General features: G+C 52.3%; 21 protein-coding genes and 1 tRNA gene. 17 read left to right on the top strand and 5 right to left on the bottom strand.

The features are described from left to right. Positions 1–16 precede the first annotated feature (16 nt). The 6 genes from tssF (at position 17) to HYQ67_RS15250 (ending at position 6,231) form a co-directional block, all read left to right on the top strand. Entirely contained in the window at positions 17–1,780 is a 1,764-nt protein-coding gene (gene tssF / locus HYQ67_RS15225; RefSeq protein ID WP_202304750.1) for a type VI secretion system baseplate subunit TssF, read from the top strand. After that, positions 1,735–2,838, top strand: a complete 1,104-nt coding sequence (tssG, locus tag HYQ67_RS15230; RefSeq protein WP_202304752.1) for a type VI secretion system baseplate subunit TssG — start codon at positions 1,735–1,737, stop codon at positions 2,836–2,838. The genes tssF and tssG overlap by 46 nt, the downstream gene beginning before the upstream one ends. After that, on the top strand, positions 2,819–3,355 hold the full coding sequence (gene tssJ / locus HYQ67_RS15235) for a type VI secretion system lipoprotein TssJ (protein WP_202304754.1): 537 nt from the start codon (positions 2,819–2,821) through the stop codon (positions 3,353–3,355). Before tssG ends, tssJ begins: the two co-directional genes overlap by 20 nt. Beyond that, a complete protein-coding gene (tssE, locus tag HYQ67_RS15240; protein ID WP_202304755.1) occupies positions 3,348–3,800 on the top strand; it encodes a type VI secretion system baseplate subunit TssE in 453 nt (150 codons plus the stop codon). The genes tssJ and tssE overlap by 8 nt, the downstream gene beginning before the upstream one ends. Before the next feature lie 161 nt (positions 3,801–3,961). Beyond that, positions 3,962–5,329, top strand: a complete 1,368-nt coding sequence (locus HYQ67_RS15245) for a VasL domain-containing protein (protein ID WP_202304756.1) — start codon at positions 3,962–3,964, stop codon at positions 5,327–5,329. A 272-nt stretch (positions 5,330–5,601) separates the two neighbouring features. Continuing rightward, positions 5,602–6,231 (top strand): hypothetical protein, encoded by a 630-nt coding sequence (locus HYQ67_RS15250; protein WP_202304757.1) that lies wholly within the window; start codon positions 5,602–5,604, stop codon positions 6,229–6,231. Positions 6,232–6,933: 702 nt separating this feature from the next. Here the strand turns inward: HYQ67_RS15250 and HYQ67_RS15255 are convergent. Then, a tRNA-Ser gene (locus HYQ67_RS15255) sits at positions 6,934–7,021 on the bottom strand. A gap of 208 nt (positions 7,022–7,229) precedes the next feature. Here HYQ67_RS15255 and ghrA point away from each other — a divergent pair. The 4 genes from ghrA (at position 7,230) to HYQ67_RS15275 (ending at position 10,149) form a co-directional block, all read left to right on the top strand. Then, complete coding sequence (ghrA, locus tag HYQ67_RS15260; protein ID WP_202304758.1) at positions 7,230–8,171, top strand: glyoxylate/hydroxypyruvate reductase GhrA; 942 nt, start codon at positions 7,230–7,232, stop codon at positions 8,169–8,171. Between the two features lie 81 nt (positions 8,172–8,252). After that, complete coding sequence (locus HYQ67_RS15265) at positions 8,253–8,990, top strand: phosphatase (protein ID WP_202304759.1); 738 nt, start codon at positions 8,253–8,255, stop codon at positions 8,988–8,990. A 25-nt stretch (positions 8,991–9,015) separates the two neighbouring features. Continuing rightward, positions 9,016–9,570, top strand: coding sequence for a TorD/DmsD family molecular chaperone (locus HYQ67_RS15270; protein ID WP_202304760.1), 555 nt, complete (start codon positions 9,016–9,018; stop codon positions 9,568–9,570). A 102-nt stretch (positions 9,571–9,672) separates the two neighbouring features. After that, positions 9,673–10,149, top strand: a complete 477-nt coding sequence (locus tag HYQ67_RS15275; RefSeq protein ID WP_202304762.1) for a DUF1097 domain-containing protein — start codon at positions 9,673–9,675, stop codon at positions 10,147–10,149. 44 nt (positions 10,150–10,193) lie between these two features. On the opposite strand, the gene csgG is transcribed toward HYQ67_RS15275, so the two are convergent. The 4 genes from csgG to csgD are packed head-to-tail and all read right to left on the bottom strand — an operon-like array spanning position 10,194 to position 12,537. Further along, entirely contained in the window at positions 10,194–11,027 is an 834-nt protein-coding gene (gene csgG, locus HYQ67_RS15280) for a curli production assembly/transport protein CsgG (protein WP_202304763.1), read from the bottom strand. Positions 11,028–11,066: 39 nt separating this feature from the next. Continuing rightward, positions 11,067–11,483, bottom strand: coding sequence for a curli production assembly/transport protein CsgF (gene csgF, locus HYQ67_RS15285; RefSeq protein WP_202304765.1), 417 nt, complete (start codon positions 11,481–11,483; stop codon positions 11,067–11,069). 9 nt (positions 11,484–11,492) lie between these two features. Further along, a complete protein-coding gene (csgE, locus tag HYQ67_RS15290) occupies positions 11,493–11,882 on the bottom strand; it encodes a curli production assembly/transport protein CsgE (RefSeq protein WP_202304767.1) in 390 nt (129 codons plus the stop codon). A 4-nt stretch (positions 11,883–11,886) separates the two neighbouring features. After that, a complete protein-coding gene (csgD, locus tag HYQ67_RS15295; RefSeq protein ID WP_202304768.1) occupies positions 11,887–12,537 on the bottom strand; it encodes a biofilm master transcriptional regulator CsgD in 651 nt (216 codons plus the stop codon). A 775-nt stretch (positions 12,538–13,312) separates the two neighbouring features. Here csgD and csgB point away from each other — a divergent pair. The 7 genes from csgB to HYQ67_RS15330 all read left to right on the top strand — a co-directional run bounded on the left by csgB (position 13,313) and on the right by HYQ67_RS15330 (position 17,271). Then, positions 13,313–13,768: a curli minor subunit CsgB gene (csgB, locus tag HYQ67_RS15300; protein WP_202304770.1), complete on the top strand. Its 456-nt coding sequence runs from the start codon at positions 13,313–13,315 to the stop codon at positions 13,766–13,768. 48 nt (positions 13,769–13,816) lie between these two features. After that, a complete protein-coding gene (gene csgA / locus HYQ67_RS15305; protein WP_202304772.1) occupies positions 13,817–14,266 on the top strand; it encodes a curli major subunit CsgA in 450 nt (149 codons plus the stop codon). A 225-nt stretch (positions 14,267–14,491) separates the two neighbouring features. Beyond that, on the top strand, positions 14,492–14,821 hold the full coding sequence (gene csgC / locus HYQ67_RS15310; protein ID WP_202304773.1) for a curli assembly chaperone CsgC: 330 nt from the start codon (positions 14,492–14,494) through the stop codon (positions 14,819–14,821). A gap of 130 nt (positions 14,822–14,951) precedes the next feature. Next, complete coding sequence (locus tag HYQ67_RS15315; protein ID WP_237391269.1) at positions 14,952–15,263, top strand: fimbrial protein; 312 nt, start codon at positions 14,952–14,954, stop codon at positions 15,261–15,263. 215 nt (positions 15,264–15,478) lie between these two features. After that, on the top strand, positions 15,479–16,201 hold the full coding sequence (locus HYQ67_RS15320; protein ID WP_202304774.1) for a beta-ketoacyl synthase chain length factor: 723 nt from the start codon (positions 15,479–15,481) through the stop codon (positions 16,199–16,201). Then, the gene (locus HYQ67_RS15325; protein WP_237391270.1) at positions 16,201–16,983 is read left to right on the top strand and encodes a lysophospholipid acyltransferase family protein; all 783 of its coding nucleotides are present in this window, start codon (positions 16,201–16,203) and stop codon (positions 16,981–16,983) included. Before HYQ67_RS15320 ends, HYQ67_RS15325 begins: the two co-directional genes overlap by 1 nt. 15 nt (positions 16,984–16,998) lie before the next feature. Beyond that, positions 16,999–17,271: a phosphopantetheine-binding protein gene (locus tag HYQ67_RS15330; protein WP_202304776.1), complete on the top strand. Its 273-nt coding sequence runs from the start codon at positions 16,999–17,001 to the stop codon at positions 17,269–17,271. Positions 17,272–17,273: the final 2 nt, after the last annotated feature.

A 17,273-nucleotide genomic window follows, 5' to 3' on the forward strand; every position in this document is an offset into this window, starting at 1 on the left:
CAGGAACAGAAATAAAATGGATGACTTAACCCTGCGTTATTACGACGCGGAAATGCGCTACCTCCGTGATGCTGCGAAAGAGTTTGCTCAGACCCACCCTGACCGGGCCGCGATGCTGGACCTGGATAAGGCGGGGACACCTGACCCGTATGTCGAACGCCTTTTTGAAGGCTTTGCTTTCTCGATGGGGCGGCTGCGTGAAAAGATTGACGACGACCTGCCGGAGCTGACCGAAGGGCTGGTCAGCATGCTCTGGCCACACTATCTGCGCACCATTCCGTCACTTTCGGTGGTGGCGTTCACGCCCGCGCTTCAGGCCGTGAAAATGGCGGAAGTGATGCCCGCGGGACTTGAAGTGTACTCCCGCCCGGTGGGGCCGAAGAACACCGTTTGTCGCTACCGTACGACCCGGGATGTGATGCTCAATCCGCTCAGTGTTTCTGGCGTGACCATGGCCACCGAACCGGACGGTCGTTCGCGGCTCTCGATGCGCTTTGCCTGCAGCACTCAGGCGGACTGGTCTCATGCAGACCTCAGTCATCTGAGCCTGTACCTCGGCGCGGATGCGCCCGTCAGCAGCCAGCTGCACCTGATGCTGACGAAACGGCAGGCGGCGCTGTACATGCGTTTACCCGGGCAGACTGACCGTATCCGCCTTGACGGGTATTTTTCCCCAGGCGGGTTTGCTGAAGAGGACGGCCTGTGGCCTAAAGGCGATACCGCCTTCAGCGGCTATCAGCTGCTGCTGGAGTACTTCACCTTCCGCGACAAGTTTATGTTTGTTCACCTTAACGGGCTGGACGGCATCACGCCTCCGCCGGGCGCTGAGTATTTCGACATTGAAGTGGTGTTCAGTACGCCCTGGCCCTCAGACCTGCCGGTGAGTGATGACGCCGTACGTCTTCATTGTGTGCCGGTGATTAACCTGTTCACCCTGGAAGCTGACCCGCTCACCATCACCGGGCTTGAAAGCGAGTATCTGCTGCGACCGAAAAGGTTGCAGGACGGACATACCGAGATTTACTCGGTGGATTCGGTCACCGGCTCAAACCGGACCCGTGATGCGGAGTACGTCCCCTTCAGCAGCTTTCGTCATAAAGGGGGCATGATGCGTCGTCATGCCCCGCCACGTTACTACCACACCCGAGTGAAACGGAGTGTGACCGGGCTGTATGACACCTGGCTTATTCTCGGCGGTCACCAGTGGGAAGATGACCGCCTGTTTGAGCGTGAAGCCGTCTCGCTGCAAATCACCGGCACTAACGGTCAGTTACCGCGCCGCGCGCTGCAGAGCACGCTGCTTGACCGTTGTGAACAGGTAGTGCAGGCGCCGTTAACGGTCAGAAATCTCGTCAAACCTACATTGCCGGTCTACCCCCCTGCCGAAGACCGTTTTCACTGGCGGGTGCTGAGCCATCTTGGCTCCGGCTTCCTTAATATGATGAGTACCGCCGAGGTGCTGCGCGGAACGCTGGCGCTGTATAACTGGCAGGAGGATGAACTCAATAATCGCCGGCTGGAAGCCATTCAGCATGTCACTCATCACCGACTCCAGCGGTTTGAACAGGGGTATCTGCTGCGGGGGCTGGACATCGAAGTCACCCTCGACAGCAACGGTTTCACAGGGGAGGGAGATATTCACCTGTTCGGTGAAATGCTCAACCGGTTCTTTGGTCTCTATGCCGATATGAACCAGTTTAACCAGCTCACGCTCATTGTTCAGCCAGAAGGAAAATGCATCCGGTGGAAAGAGAATCACAGTCCGCGCCTGCCAGGCTGATTGCGCAGCTTGGTGACCGGCTGCCACACATCAACTTTTATCGCTTCTGCCAGTTACTGGAACAGAGCCAGCCGGACAGGCCGGTCACCGGCAGCACCTGGCAGGTGCGTCATGAACCGGTACGTTTTCGGCCGCATCCGGGAATGGGGTTTCCCGCCTCGGAAATTAAAGCACTTGAGCCAGCTGAACATCCGCACCTGCCGCCCACGGTGCGTGTCACTTTCATGGGACTCTACGGTGTCGAATCGCCGCTGCCCACGCACTATATCGATGACATCACTCAGCGGCGGGAAGGGTATGAGGCGACCGCTGACTTTCTCGATATCTTCAACCACCGGCTGATTGCCCAGTACTATCGCATCTGGCGTAAATATTCGTATCCGGCGAGCTTCGAAGCGGGCGGCAGGGACAATATATCGCAGTACCTGCTGGGACTGACGGGACTCGGCATTGATGGGTGTACGGACAATATTGCGGCCCCGGCCTCACGCTTTCTGGCGCTGTTGCCGGTGATGTTGCTGCCGGGACGTACCGCGGAAGGGATGGCCTCACTGGTGCGGCTGCTGGCCCCCCATACCCAGGCGAAAATCTGGCATCACGACAAGCGTCGTGTTCCGCTGAAAAAGCCGCTGACCATGAGCGTGCGCCAGCCTGTCACCCTGGCCAACCGCCCGGTGATGGGCAACTATGCCACCGATGTGAACAGTCAGGTGCTGATGAGACTGACCACCACCGACCCGGAAGAAGTGCAGAGCTGGCTGCCTGGGGGAGACCTTCATACCGATTTAATGGCACTGCTGCATGTCTATCTCGGATCACGTCTCGATGTGCGGCTGCAGCTGTGCGTGGATCGCAGCCTGCTTCCCGATGCGACGATGAGCAGCAAACCCAAAGCAGGTGCGGTGCAGCTGGGTCGCACTGCCGTTATGCGGCCGCTGGATCCTGCATGCACCCTTAAACACACCAAAATCATAACCATCAATCTGGGCCGCTATGAGCGCGTTCAGGAACATATTCACCGCAGGGAGACCGATGAAGATGGCGAGTACCGCTGGTAAATTCCCCCTGGTGGCACTGGCCGCGAGTATCACACTGATGCTCGCTGGCTGTGGGCTGACCCAGAGCGTCACAGATGGCACCGTCGCCGTGACCAAATCGATTTTTTATAAGCAGATAAAGACCCTGCATCTGGATATCAGGGCCCGTGAGGCCGTAAACAGCAACGCTGGCGGCGTGCCGTTGTCCACAGTGGTGCGTATCTATCAGCTCAAGGACCGTAAAACCTTCGATACGACGGACTACCCGTCACTGTTTAAGACTGACAGTCAGGCCATCAAGGCAGACCTGGTGGCGGAGAAAGACATTCGCCTGCAGCCGGGCGGGGCCGTGACGGTCGATATGCCGATGGACGAAAAGGCGCAGTATGTGGCGGTGGCCGGGATGTTTATGTCGCCGGATCAGACAAACAACACCTGGCGCGTGGTACTGAGCCGGGACGACCTCGATCCGGACAAGGCGAGGGTTATTGAGGCCGGTAACAACCGGTTAACCCTGAAGGCGCTGAAAGATGAGTGAGTCGCCACGCCCGTCGCTGTATGAGACCCTTTTTGGCAACTTCACCGGCGATCTCGATCTTCACCAGGTCAGCGAGCAGAACCAGGTGATCCTCTCGGTGCTGGATAATATGCAGCGCATCCTCAACTGCCGTGCCGGGACGCTGGCGCACCTGCCGGATTACGGTTTGCCGGATATGACTAAAATCCTCCAGGGGTTGCCCGGCACCGCCCATCAGCTGATGGGCACGCTATCCGATGTGCTGCTGAAGTATGAGCCACGGCTGAAAAGCATCAGCGTCGTGATGCTGGATCAAACTCTCCCCGGCGAGCTGCGTTACGCCATTGATGCCGAACTAAAAGGCATTGGCCTGGTGCGCTACGGCACGGACTTTATGCCGGAAGGGCGCGTGCTTATCCGCCACCTCAAACAGCAGCATTTCCTCGATACTCAGACCCGCTTGTAGGGTGCTCCACTTTCAGGCGATAACTCACAGGGACAGCATGTCTGCAAAAACGCGATTTCTGGAAAAGCCAGCAGACACGCTTTTGTCGAAGATGAGTTTTTTACCCTGCTTGAACACCTGTTGCCCGCTACTACCTCTTAATCTTTATCAGGGAAGTAAAAATGCACGATCCGCAACCCCGCCCGGTACGCACCGGCAGCGATCCCCGTTCGTTACCTGATTTTGCCGCTCTGCGTGAAGAAATGAGCAAGCTGACCCATCCGGCGCGCCCGGACGTGGACTGGCAGCATGTAGAGACGCTTTCGCTGGTTTTGTTTGAACACAACGGTGTCGAACTGCAAACGGCGGCCTGGTATACCCTGGCTCGTAGCCACCTTGCGCGCGTTAACGGTATGAACGAAGGGCTGTCCGTGCTTGTGGCGTTGCTTGGACACCAGTGGACGCAGCTGTGGCCGCAGCCCACGCATGCCCGGGTGGAGATCATAAACGGTCTGCTTCAGCGGCTGCAAAAAACCTTCCGTACATTCAGCCTGGATCATAACGATCTGCCTGCTTTACTGAGTGCAGAAAAATTGCTGACCGCGCTGGATGACATTTTCTCCCGCCAGGCTCTGAAGCATGCCTGTCAGACCGCGGCGTTATCACAGCAGGTGCATAATGCATTAATAAGACTGGAAAACAGTACATCTTCGGATGCGCAGACGCCCGCGGTAGCGTTGCCTGCCCAGGCGCTGAAGAGTGAGGCGGAAGCTGCATCATCCGGCAGTCGTCTGGTGTATGTCATTCGCCCTGAACCGGAGGTGAATGTTGACGTTGCGCATGAAATGCCGCCGTCGCCAAAGCGCTGGCCGACATTTTTGGCAGGAGCCTGTACCGCCCTGGTCGTTGGGGCTGTTACGGTATGGGGCTGGCACTATCTCCATCGCGTTGATGATGCCTCGAGAGCATTAACCGCTTCGGTGACGGCTCTGCCGCAGGCCCTGAACCGCGAGCAGCTCCAGCAGGCGCAGGGGCACAAACCTGACCCGGCGACGTGGCTAAAACGCACGTCCACGCAGCTTGATGCGCTGGCGGCGCTGTCACCTGACTGGACGCAGCACTACGGCAACGCCCTGCTGGATCAGGCGCAGGCGCTGTGGCCCGAAAGCAAGGAGGTCGCGGCGATGCGCCAGCGGTGGCAGCAGCATCTGGCGGTTAACGCTCTCCCGGCGAACGCGATGAACGGCTGGCACGACGGCATGGTGCAGCTGCAGGCGCTGTCGGACAAGCTGGATGCGCTGGACGGACAGAAGGGCAGGTACATTACCGTCAGCGAACTAAAATCGGTAGTTTTCAGGACAATATCCAGCTTTCGCCAGACGGTACCGCTTGAGGAGCAGCTGCGTATGCTGAGCGATCCCTCTGCCGCCAGTGCCAGCCTTCATGCACAGTCTGAAAGCCATCTGCAGCAGCTTATCAATGCCTGGTCTACGTCAGGCGTCAGGGCAGACGAAAGCAGCCGTCACCAACAGCCAGACACAGTCGGATAACATTCATGTAGTCACGCAATTTATACAGGAAGTTAAGGAACTTGCCCGTGGGGAGGCAGGGGCTTTTAAATTGAATTATGCGTTATCTGCTAATAAAACGTCTTCCATTATGTGCACAACTATCAGAATGTCCTGAAATTGAGGGGGCGCCCTGTATTCCGGATGAAAAATTGTGATACAACGCTGTTTCCATTGAACGATATGGAAAAGTACTGTTGCCTGAGCAGCATTTATATTCATGCGGAATAATAGAGTTATCAGGGAGTCCAGGCATGGGGGAAAAGACCCCGAATCCGAATAACAACAGCAGATGGACAATTAAGGATTTAAATTTTCTGGAAGAAAATTATCGTAAAATGTCTCTGGTGGAGATATCAATCCGGCTAGGGCGTACCTCGGGAGCCGTCGGATTGATGGCGCATAAGCTGGGGTGTCGTCGAAGCAGGCCCTCAGAATGGACTGAAGAAGAAGATGAAATTATCCGTCACTATTATGCTGACGGTGCTGGTTATGCGCATATTATGGCTATCCTGCCAGCCAGAAGCGAAAAAGCAATATTCAGCCGGGCTGCGAAAATTGGCGTAACGAGTGGTATTTACTGGCGGGAAGAAGAGTTGCAGATCCTGAGCGAATATTACCCGACGCTGGGAACAAAATTGAAAGAGCACTTACCTGGCAGAACGTCGGGCGCCATCAAGTTACAGGCAAGTAAGCTCGGTCTGAAATTTCAGGGATCTGATTCAGGTTTTTGTCCCTGGACTGAAGCTGAATGGGCATTGCTTGAAAAAAATATGCATCTCAGTATTGCTGAACAGCAGGCAACACTGTTTCCGCGCAGGTCATTAAGGGCCGTAGAAAAAGCACGTGGGCGATTAATAAAAAGAAATAAACTGAAAAGGTAATGCAAATCTTACGCAACATAAGTGGGGCGAGTTTGTTCATCACGGTATCCAGGAATAAAATCTGAACTAACACAAGTTAATTATGGCATGGTTATGATGATTTTCCCTGGTTGTAATGTGGCTTCATTCGTTTCGAAAGTGATGTTTGCATGCTTTACTTCAATATATTAAACCTATGTGAATATGATTTTGTTATTTAATATAACCCGCTGTGCAAATTTATTTACTAAATAAATGCCAGTCGCAGGCTGGCATTTTCAGTAAATGTAGCAGTATGGCGCACCCGGATTGTGTATTTTCATCGGACGGGATCGCCCAATAACGTAATGATATCCTTCGTGACAATACTCACTGCTGACACGATCTCATATGCATCCGTATGATTCGGTTGTTCTGAGGGGCTGGTGAGTGTTTTGGCGAATACAAAACTAACCACTTTTACCGCCGCTTTCTATTGGTTCACGCTAAACCGTGATGAACCAAAAAAAGCCCGCATTTGCATGCGAGCTCTTCTTTTAATGTGGCGGTGAGAGAGGGGCTGATTCGCTACGCTCACCCTGCGGGCGTCATGGCCATATCTGTCCCTGACGTCCAACAGGCTAAAGCCTGTTGTCGAACCCTGTCGAGGATTCTCACCCTCTCTCGTATGGTGCTACAGGCGAAAAAAAAGCCCGCATTTGCATGCGAGCTCTTCTTTTAATGTGGCGGTGAGAGAGGGGTTCGAACCCTCGATACGTTGCCGTATACACACTTTCCAGGCGTGCTCCTTCAGCCACTCGGACACCTCACCGTATTGTTGCTCCAGCGCTGCTGGAACGGGCGCTAATGTAGGGAAAATGACTTATCTCGTCAATGACCTTTTCACCGAATTCCGCTCGTTTAGCCAAACTTCACGCAAGTTGTGCTTTAAATCAGCAAAGGCCGCTGCTTTTTTATTACATTCAGGACTTGAATTGATTCGCGTTTCGCGTAAGCCTAAGAAAAAAAGAGGAGAAAGCGTGGATATCATATTTTATCACCCAACGTTCGATACCCGGTCGTGGCTGACCGGCCTGCAAAACTTACTGCCCAATGCTCGCGTTCGTGAGTGGGCGCCTGGCGATAACGGCCCTGCGGATTATGCGCTGGTCTGGCACCCACCGGTGGAAATGCTCGCCGGACGTCAACAGCTCAAGGCGGTTTTTGCGCTTGGTGCCGGTGTGGATTCTATTCTCAGCCGCCTTCAGGCTCACCCCGATATGCTCCCCGCCGGAGTGCCGCTGTTCCGCCTGGAAGATACCGGGATGGGACTACAGATGCAGGAGTATGCCGTAAGCCAGGTGCTGCACTGGTTCCGTCGTTTTGATGATTACCAGGCACAAAAGCTTGAGGCGAACTGGCAGCCGCTGGAAGATTACCGTCGCGAAGCGTTCACTATTGGCCTGCTCGGCGCTGGCGTTCTGGGCAGCAAGGTGGCGGAAAGTCTGCTTGCGTGGGGATTCCCGGTGCGCTGCTGGAGCCGCAGTAAAAAGGATTATCCAGGCGTCACAAGCTTCGCGGGCGAAGAGCAACTCGGTGAGTTCCTCAGCGATACGCGAGTGCTGATTAATCTGCTACCGAATACTCCGCAAACCGTGGGTATCATCAATAAGTCTTTGCTGACGCAGCTTGCCGACCAGGCGTATGTGCTTAATCTGGCGCGCGGCGTCCATCTTGTGGAGGCAGACCTGCTGGCCTCGCTGGAAAACGGCAAGATCAAAGGTGCCATGCTGGACGTCTTCGCGAAAGAGCCTCTACCAGCCGATAACCCATTGTGGAAACATCCTCGCGTGGCGATAACCCCTCACGTTGCGGCGGTGACACGCCCGGATGAGGCTATGGCTTATATTGCAAAGACGATCGGCCAGATTGAGAAGGGCGATAAGCCGACCGGAGAAGTTTCTCTGCAGCACGGCTATTAAACTGCGGCCCGGCGCCGCTGCCGGGCTAAAATTCAACGGCGATAACTGCTATCCTTGGCTTAAAGAGAAAAGGAGAGAGCCATGTATCCCGTTGACCTGCATATGCATACCGTCGCCAGCACCCACGCCTACAGTACCCTTCATGACTATATTGCCATTGCTAAAAGCAAAGGCATTAAATTATTTGCCATTACTGACCACGGCCCTGACATGGCTGATGCGCCGCACTACTGGCATTTCGTGAACATGCGTATCTGGCCGCGCCTGGTAGATGGCGTCGGTATTCTGCGCGGCATTGAGGCGAATATTAAAAATACCCAAGGGGAAATAGACTGCACCGGGCCGATGCTCGATGCTCTGGATCTGATTATCGCCGGTTTCCACGAACCTGTTTTCCCCCCGCAGGATAAAGTCACCCACACGGCAGCAATGATCGCGACGATGGCCGCAGGGGATGTGCATATCATCAGCCATCCTGGCAACCCAAAGTTCCCGGTTGATATTCCTGCTATCGCAGAGGCGGCGGCGAAATATCATGTGGCGCTGGAGCTGAACAACTCCTCCTTCACCCATTCGCGCCAGGGGAGCGGCCCTAACTGTCATGAGATTGCGGCTGCCGTCCGTGATGCTGGCGGCTGGCTGGCGCTGGGGTCAGATTCCCATACGGCGTTTAGCCTGGGGGATTTCACCGAGTGCCGTAAAATTCTTGATGAGGTTGGTTTCCCGGAGGAGCGTATTCTGAACGTCTCTCCGCGCCGTCTGTTAGCTTTCCTTGAATCACGTGGCATGGCTCCGATAGCTGAGTTTGCCACGCTCTAATCTCCCCCCTTAATGGACTGAAAGCATGAATGAGTTTTCTATTATTTGCCGTGTACTGGGATCGCTGTTTTACCGCCAGCCGCAGGATCCGCTGCTGGTGCCGCTGCTGACGATGATCCGTGAAGGGAAGCTGGCGGCAAGCTGGCCCCTTGAGCAGGATGAGCTGCTGGCGAGACTTCAGCAGGGCTGCGATCCTCAGCTGATGGCCGCCGATTATAATGCCCTGTTCGTTGGGGAAGAGTGCAGCGTGTCGCCTTATCGTTCAGCCTGGGAAGAGGGGAGTCAGGAAGGGGAAGTGCGTGAATTTCTGAAAGCGCGCGGTATGCCGCTTGCCGAAACGCCAGCCGACCATTTCGGCACTCTGCTGCTGGCCGCTTCCTGGCTGGAAGACCAGTCTCAGGAAGATGAATACGAAGCTCAGGTTATGCTTTTCGATGAGTACCTGCTGCCTTGGTGCGGCACATTCCTCGGTAAAGTAGAAGCCCACGCGACAACGTCATTCTACCGGACGCTGGCCGCCGTCAGCCGTGAGGCTATTCAGGCAATGCGTGATGAGCTGGAAGAATCTGAAGAGGAGTGATGTGACTGTCATCACATTTAATATGCAATAAATTTTTGTTTCTTTCATAAAACGTGCGGCAGATCGTAGTGGCGCAGCAAGGCTCTGCTATGATACGCCGCCATGAACATACTCATTTCTCTCGCATTGACCACCGGTATCCTCTCAGGCATTTGGGGTTGGGTAGCGGTCAGTCTTGGCCTGCTTAGCTGGGCCGGTTTCCTTGGCTGCACGGCCTATTTTGCTTGTCCGCAGGGCGGCCTGAAGGGGCTGTTTATTTCGCTATGCACATTGTGTAGCGGAGTTATCTGGGCGGAGGTGATCATTCACGGCAGCGCGCTTGCACCGCAGCTTGAGATCTTCGGCTATGTGGTCACCGGCGTCGTCGCCTTCCTGATGTGTCTTCAGGCCCGGCACGTTTTGCTCTCTTTTGTGCCCGGTACTTTTATCGGAGCCTGCGCAACGTTCGCCAACCAGGGTGAATGGCGGATCGTCGTGCCTTCTTTATTACTTGGCCTGGTATTTGGCTTTGCAATGAAGAACAGTGGGCTTTGGCTTGCGGCCAGAAAAGCAAAACAACTCTCGGCGATGACTGAATAAATAAAAAAACCAGCCGCGGCTGGTTTTTTATTGTCCGCCGGCGATTACGCTTCCGGAGGAACTGACATCTCTTTGTATTTAACCAGTATTGGGTTGTTTCTGTCGGAGGGGTTTTTCAGGTCCCACAGCCCGCGATCGATACCGTCATTCACCAGGTAGATAACGCCGGTTTCAATAGCAGACATCAGACACATCATCACAGGTTCATTGCTGGTGTAGCCGATCTCACCTTCCAGCAGGCGCTGGTAGTCGATAAAGCGGAATACGCCGGCCTGCACTTCATAAGACAAAATAGTTTTGCTGGTGTTGACTGAAGAAAGGACTTCACCGGTGCTGACATTCACCACGCGTAAGTTCACCGCAATCTGATCGAGCTGATATTCCGTATTAGCGCCGATACCAAAGTAACGCGCACCGACCCCGCCGGATTTCACATTGCTTTCATAGCCAATAATGGAACCTTCAATCATGACGTTTGCCGCCATCAGAGATTGCAGAGGCTGCCGGTTATTATCTGCAACGGTGCCGTTTTCCTGGGCGGCGCGGATAATTTTGCGTTCATTAAGCAGGTTTTGTAATCCCTGACGTTCCAGCGGGATAAACCAGCGGGAGTCCTTCAGCGCGGTGACCAGCATGGCGGTGGCGCTCTGCGGGACAGCGGTGGAGAAGTTACTCGCCGGATAAGGTTTAAACTGACCGGTTTCATCCTGAATGTTATAGACCGAGACAAACAGTTTTCCCTGAGCTTCCGGCAAATGGGTTAAATCGCGGTAGCTCTGGGCCCGAGGCATCAGAGTAGGTCGTGCAGCTTCTTTAGGTGGCGCGGTTAAACAACCACTTAATAAACACACTGCTACGATAAGAAGTAAGCGCTGCATGATGTTTATCCTTAAATACTTTTTGATTGTTTAAGTCCACTAGAAATCAGTAGAGTTACTTTGTAAGCCAGCAACCTGAATCGTTGATATTTTCCCGGTTTTGCGGTCAGTAACGTTAAGCGTGAGCTGGCCATCCGTATTTTTGATATCAACAATAAAGTCGTTAGTGACCATACGACCCGGTTTCCCGGTATTAATATTGGTCAGCAGCCCCCCGAGAACCTGCGACTGAATAGCCTGAGTAAAATTATCCAGCGCGGAAGGAGTCTCGATACCAAAATCATCGTCGTAACTCGGGTCTTTGTAGGAATTTTGTGCCTGTGCTTCATTTAACAGGAACGAGCCGTTATTGGGGTTACCGCCAAAATTAGGGTTGGTGAACTGGAAAACCATATTTCCTCCCCAGGCCAGCGGTGTGACCAGCAGTAACGGTAAAACTGCATGAACTAGACGCATGACAGCCTCCTAAAACTCATCGTGGGTTAAATCACCGGTGCTCAACAGAGCCTTATCTACCTGCCGGCGTTTAATCGCCTCATCGGTTTGAATCAGTGCGACCTCAACGTTGCGGTCAAAGTCACGTTTCGTGGGGAAGAGAAAAGCCTGATAGATCACATCCTGATCGATAGTAATAGTTATCCAGCTTCCCCAACGGGCACTGGGTCGCTCATTGATAGTCAGATTCCCGGTAAAACTGCTTTCCCACTTATCGCTGAAGGCACGGTAAAAATCGTGACCCACAGAAGAAACGGTGTGATCCGTCAGCAGTCCGGGGATTTCCACTTCAACGGCGCGAACGCCGCCCGAAGCGCACAGTAATACTGTCGCCAGCAGTAAAGCAGGTTGTCGTTTCATGGCCTTATCGCCTGAGATTATCGTTTGCCCAGGAGACCGCCTGAGTGCGGTTCTTAACGGCTATCTTCTTGAACAGATTATAAAGATGGGTTTTTACCGTGTTTTCACTAATAAATAGCGACTGGGCAATTTCGATATTCGAAGAGCCAATTCGCAATTTATTAAGAATTTCCTTCTCACGGTGCGTTAGCAACGAAGACTCAACGTTGTTAAAACGATAGTTTCCGGAGTGATTAATTAAATAGCTGGCTAATTTCTGTGAAAAGTAACACTCACCCTCCATGACACCGCGAATCCCTTCCACCACGCGTGGCTCTTCCTCCGTTGTATAAAACACGCCATTAATATGGGGCCAGTTCTCAATGTCACGGAACTGATACTCCTCAGGCGTATTAAGAAGAAGAATTTTGATGCTGTTATGTTTACGGCTTAAGTTATCCTGCCAGTAATTAATAAGTTTCTTGTCCGCCTCAACCATATCGAATAACACCAGAACATTACCGGCTACCTCTTCAAGAGAGCGTTGAATGTTATGCAGTTTTCCGTTAATGGCTAAAGTTGACTTTAAATGTTGTAATAAAGCTGTAGCCTGCAGCGAAGGTTTAGTGATCAACAACAATGTGTGACCATTTAATGTATGGACTTCATTAAACATGATGAAACTCCACCCGATTTTAATGCACTAACAGCTGAATTAACAGGAAGTTAATTCACCAGAGGTACTGATTAGTGCGGCACTGCTGTGTTAAATTCCAAAACACTCACATGGAGGCGTTTTAAAATACGCTGAGAGTGTTAAATAAAATGATTGCTGCTGATTCCAATCTAGCGGTTACTAATCTTAAAGCAAGTGTTAAACGTGTAACTGAATGTAACTGGTGATATTAAAGTGTTTCATTGATAAGTTTTGACTATTTAGTCTTGATACTAAAGTTGTACATATCTATTAATTTGCACAATTTAATATATCATACAAATAAAATTATCTTATTGATATATATGGATATTTATCTTGTTATTTTTCATTTGAATAAATTTAACACATGTAAGTGACAGGTGTCGGTGTTACTTCCCCCGCTTCGCTTAAGGAAACGGTTTCTGGTGACGACGCTACGCAATAATTTGCTGTTCTTCTCCGTGAGGCCCTCAACCATATGGCAGCGATAGATAAATTGACTATTGCTACATGCGTCATCAGCAGGCGCTAGTTTTTTATATCTAATAAACGCCTTGTTGGTATTGGTTTTTTTTAAATAACTCATGCTTTGGGGTGAGCTTATTTATAAAAATACAACGTGCGGGTGAGATATTTTAAATGTTTCGACGGACATACTCATTTCCGTAACGCAGCAATAACTTCTTACCGCTGGCGTTAACAGGAAATATTTTTGGCTTAATTACCTGGCGGCATCCAGGTCCAGGATGACAACATGAAAAACAGAACGTTATTTATGGTGTTAGCATTACTGGGTGTGCCTGGTTATGTACTAGCGGCGGGTCCCGACCTTGCAGCTTCAGAGTATAACTTTGCAGTGAATGAGTTAAGCAAAGCCTCTTTTAATCAGGCAGCCATTATTGGTCAGTACGGCGGCAGTAATACTGCTGACGTCAACCAAAAAGGATATCGACAGCTGGCGGAAGTCTCCCAAAACGGGAATGGCAACCGAGCAAATGTCGATCAATCAGGAACTTACAATCTTGCTTATATTTCGCAGCAGGGCAGTGCTAATGATGCGGACATTAAGCAAACTAATTCTGGAAACGCAGCCTTTATTATCCAGAAAGGTTCCGGAAATAGAGCAAGCATTGTTCAGAACGGTACGCAAAAAACAGCAGTTGTAGTGCAGAAACAGTCACAAATGGCGGTTCGTGTTATCCAACGATAATACACAAACTATTTGGGCTTATATTCTCAATCCGATGGGGGTTTCACCATGAATCTTTTCAAAGTGGCAGCATTAGCAGCGTTGATGGTTTCCGGTAGTGCACTGGCAGCAGGTTTCGGCGGCGGTGGCGGCTATCCTGGTGGCGGTATGCCACAATCAAATGAAAACTCTACTCTGAAAATTTACCAGCAGGGTGGCGGTAACAATGCAACGGCGCTGCAATCTGACGCGAAAAACTCCATTACAGATATTAAACAGTCTGGTGGGGGCAACGGTGCCGACGTCGGCCAGGGTTCTGATGACAGTTCAGTAGAACTTTCTCAGAACGGCTTTGCTAACAACGCCACTATCGATCAGTGGAACGGCAAACAGTCTGATATTACCGTCCGTCAATACGGCGGGGGTAACGGTGCTGTTGTTGACCAGACCGCATCTGGCTCACACGTCCAGGTTAATCAGGTTGGCTTCGGTAACCATGCGACGGCTTCCCAGTACTAACTGAGAATCTGCGCTAAAGATAAAAACAGGGCCACGGCCCTGTTTTAGATTGCTGACAAAGAAGGAAAAAGCGTGGTTTTTCCTTCTTTGTGGTAAGCAGGCGAAAATCAATGAATTGATTTTCCTTGTTATTTATTCGGTGAGATCTTTGCGAAATTCGTTCGCTTTAGGTTTGTCATCAGTCTGAAACAGGGCCACGGCCCTGTTTTTTTATGGGAGAAAAAGATGCATACCTTAATTTTGTTAGCAGCACTCTCTAACCAGCTGTCCTTTACGACCCAGCAGCAGGGCAATATTTATACCATCGAGCCTGTTGCGACTTTAACCGCTGACTGTCAGTGTGCGATGAAGCTTGCGGCAACGCGCGCCGGGGCAGGGGGGAGCAGCACCAGTCATCAGCGCTCAACCGTCTTTATCAGGGCCAATGAGCCCAGCAAGTTAACGACCTTAAGCCTCAATATTGACCCCGGTGACACGGTCTCCATTACGGTGACGCTCAGCGATGGCAAAGACCTTCATTTAGAAAAGCAGTGGGTCATGCCGGGTAAGATATAACGCAAAGGCCAGTATTTAAAAATGTAAGATAATTGTGGTGAATGTTTCATTCGTAGACCAATCTTTTACTGTAGCGCCCGTATAGTTTGCCGATAACTCTCCGTATAGATAACGTTGAGGAGTAAACATCATGGTAAAAGCGACTGTAAAACATTTATGTTGTATTGCTGCACTGGCCAGCCTTTCAGCCTTCACCCATGCCGATGACAGTGGCGGGGTCATTCACTTCCGCGGCGAGATTGTTGAAGGTGGGTGCGGTCTCTCTCATCAGCAACAAGCGGTGGATATCACTTGCAGCAATAAAGGAAAACCTGTCACGCACTCCGTTGCTTACTCGGCCCTGAATAACTACACCGTGCATAATGACAGCACTATTCGCACAGATATTCGCTATCTCGATCCGCAGAAAACGCTGGCTATCGTCAGCGTTACCTACCAGTGATCCCGCCTGGCCTGGTTGTCCACCGGGTCAGGACTTTTCGTCGATGAGGATTTATTTCCGCGCTGGTTTTGTTACTATTCCGCGCCTTCAGAAAAATCCCTGGCAACAAAATAATCTTTTTAAGGATGATCTGAAGGATTGAGAGTTATTCGATAGCCCGCGGCAAAAATAAAAGTTACATAAGCGGGCAGTAGCAAATGATGATGGTAGCGAGAATGAAGTTAGCCTTTAACATTACCGACTGGCAGGCCTGTGCACCCGGTTTGTCCGGGGCCGGACAATGGCGCGCATGGGCAGCAGCGACGGCCACGATTGACGCAACGTCGACAATCGCTAAATGTACGCATCTGCCGATGATGACCGCTCGTCGGCTGGCTTCAGGCAGCAGGCTGGCCGTAGAGGCTGCGCTGGCAATACTTGCCCGCAGTCAGGTTGATGCGCTGGTCTTCGCCAGCCGTCACGGCGAGCTGGAGCGCAACTACCGCATTCTTACCGCGCTTGCGGAACAGCAGGCGCTTTCGCCTACTGATTTCGCCATGTCCGTTCATAATGCTGCGGTGGGCAATACCACTATTGCGGCGAAATCACCCTTTGTCTCTTCTTCTGTGTCCGCCGGCCGGGACACATTCTGCCAGGCAATGGTTGAAGTGGCGGCTTTCCACCATGCCGGCTATCAGCGCGTCTTGCTGGTGGATTTTGATGGCGCCATCCCCGATTTTTATCAGCCGCACTTCTCCCCTGGTGAAGCAGACTACCCCTTTGCAGTGGGTTTACTTCTGGAAGCAGGCAATCAGATACAGGCGCAAAGCGTGCCGGTAGCCGCAGATAGCGACTCAACGCTGCCACAAAGCCTGGCTTTCCTGCACGCCTGGCTTAGCGCAAAAGAAAGCTTTGCCATCACGGGTGAACGCTTATCCTGGCAATGGACCCGGAACTGATGTGGCGGCAGGCCCAACGGCGCATCGCATGGGGCTGGCGCGTCATGATGACGGGGTTCCTGTTCGTGCTGTTCGGCAGCGGCGGCCTTGTCCTGTCGCTGATATGGTTTAACTTGTTGTTGCTGGCTGTACGAAAGCAGGAAAAACGTCGTCGCATCGCTCGCCGCAGCATCAGCGCGAGTTTCCGCCTGTTTTTACGTATTGGCAGAATGCTTGGCGTATTCGATTATCGGATCCACGGCGTGGAGACCCTGCGAGCAGAGCGCGGCAGTCTTGTCGTTGCGAATCATCCTACGCTGCTGGATTATGTTTTTATTGCCTCACAGACCCCGGAAATCGGCTGTCTGGTGAAAGCGAGCCTGATTAACAACCCCTGTTTTCGGGGCGTTATCCGTGCCGCGGACTATTTAATAAACAGCCAGGGCGAAACCCTGCTGCCGGAAAGCCAGCGCAGACTTGCCGCGGGGGAGAGCATTTTGATTTTCCCGGAAGGCACGCGGACTCGTGCTGGGGAACCTTTAGCCATTCAGCGGGGAGCGGCACAGATTGCCGTGCGCAGCGCCTGTTCCCTGCGGCTGGTGCATATTGCTTGTGACCAGCGATATCTCGACAAGCAGAGCCGCTGGTATCAAATCCCGGCCCGCAAACCGATGATTACGGTATCGGTACGCCAGCGTATCGACAGCCAGGATTTTGTAGAGACCGGCGATGAAGCCCCGGCGTTAGCCGCCCGTCGCCTGAGCCATTATTTACGTCAGGAACTCGTGCCTGACTCTCGTTAAGACCCGGATGCGAATATGGAATCCTTACAGAACGATATAAAGCAGTTAATTATCGACACGCTGAATCTTGAAGAGATTAGCCCCGACGATATCGACAGCAGCGCCCCTTTGTTTGGTGACGACGGCTTAGGACTGGACTCTATCGATGCGCTCGAGCTGGGCCTTGCGGTGAAAAAGCACTATCGCGTTGTGCTTTCAGCCGAAAACGAAGCCATGCGTCAGCATTTTTACTCTGTGGCAACTCTGGCGACCTTTATCGCCAGCCAACATCCCGGCCATAGCGCCTGATC

Origin of the sequence: Dryocola clanedunensis subsp. sulfonylureivorans (assembly GCF_016756775.1) — a bacterium.
Classification (GTDB): domain Bacteria; phylum Pseudomonadota; class Gammaproteobacteria; order Enterobacterales; family Enterobacteriaceae; genus Dryocola; species Dryocola clanedunensis.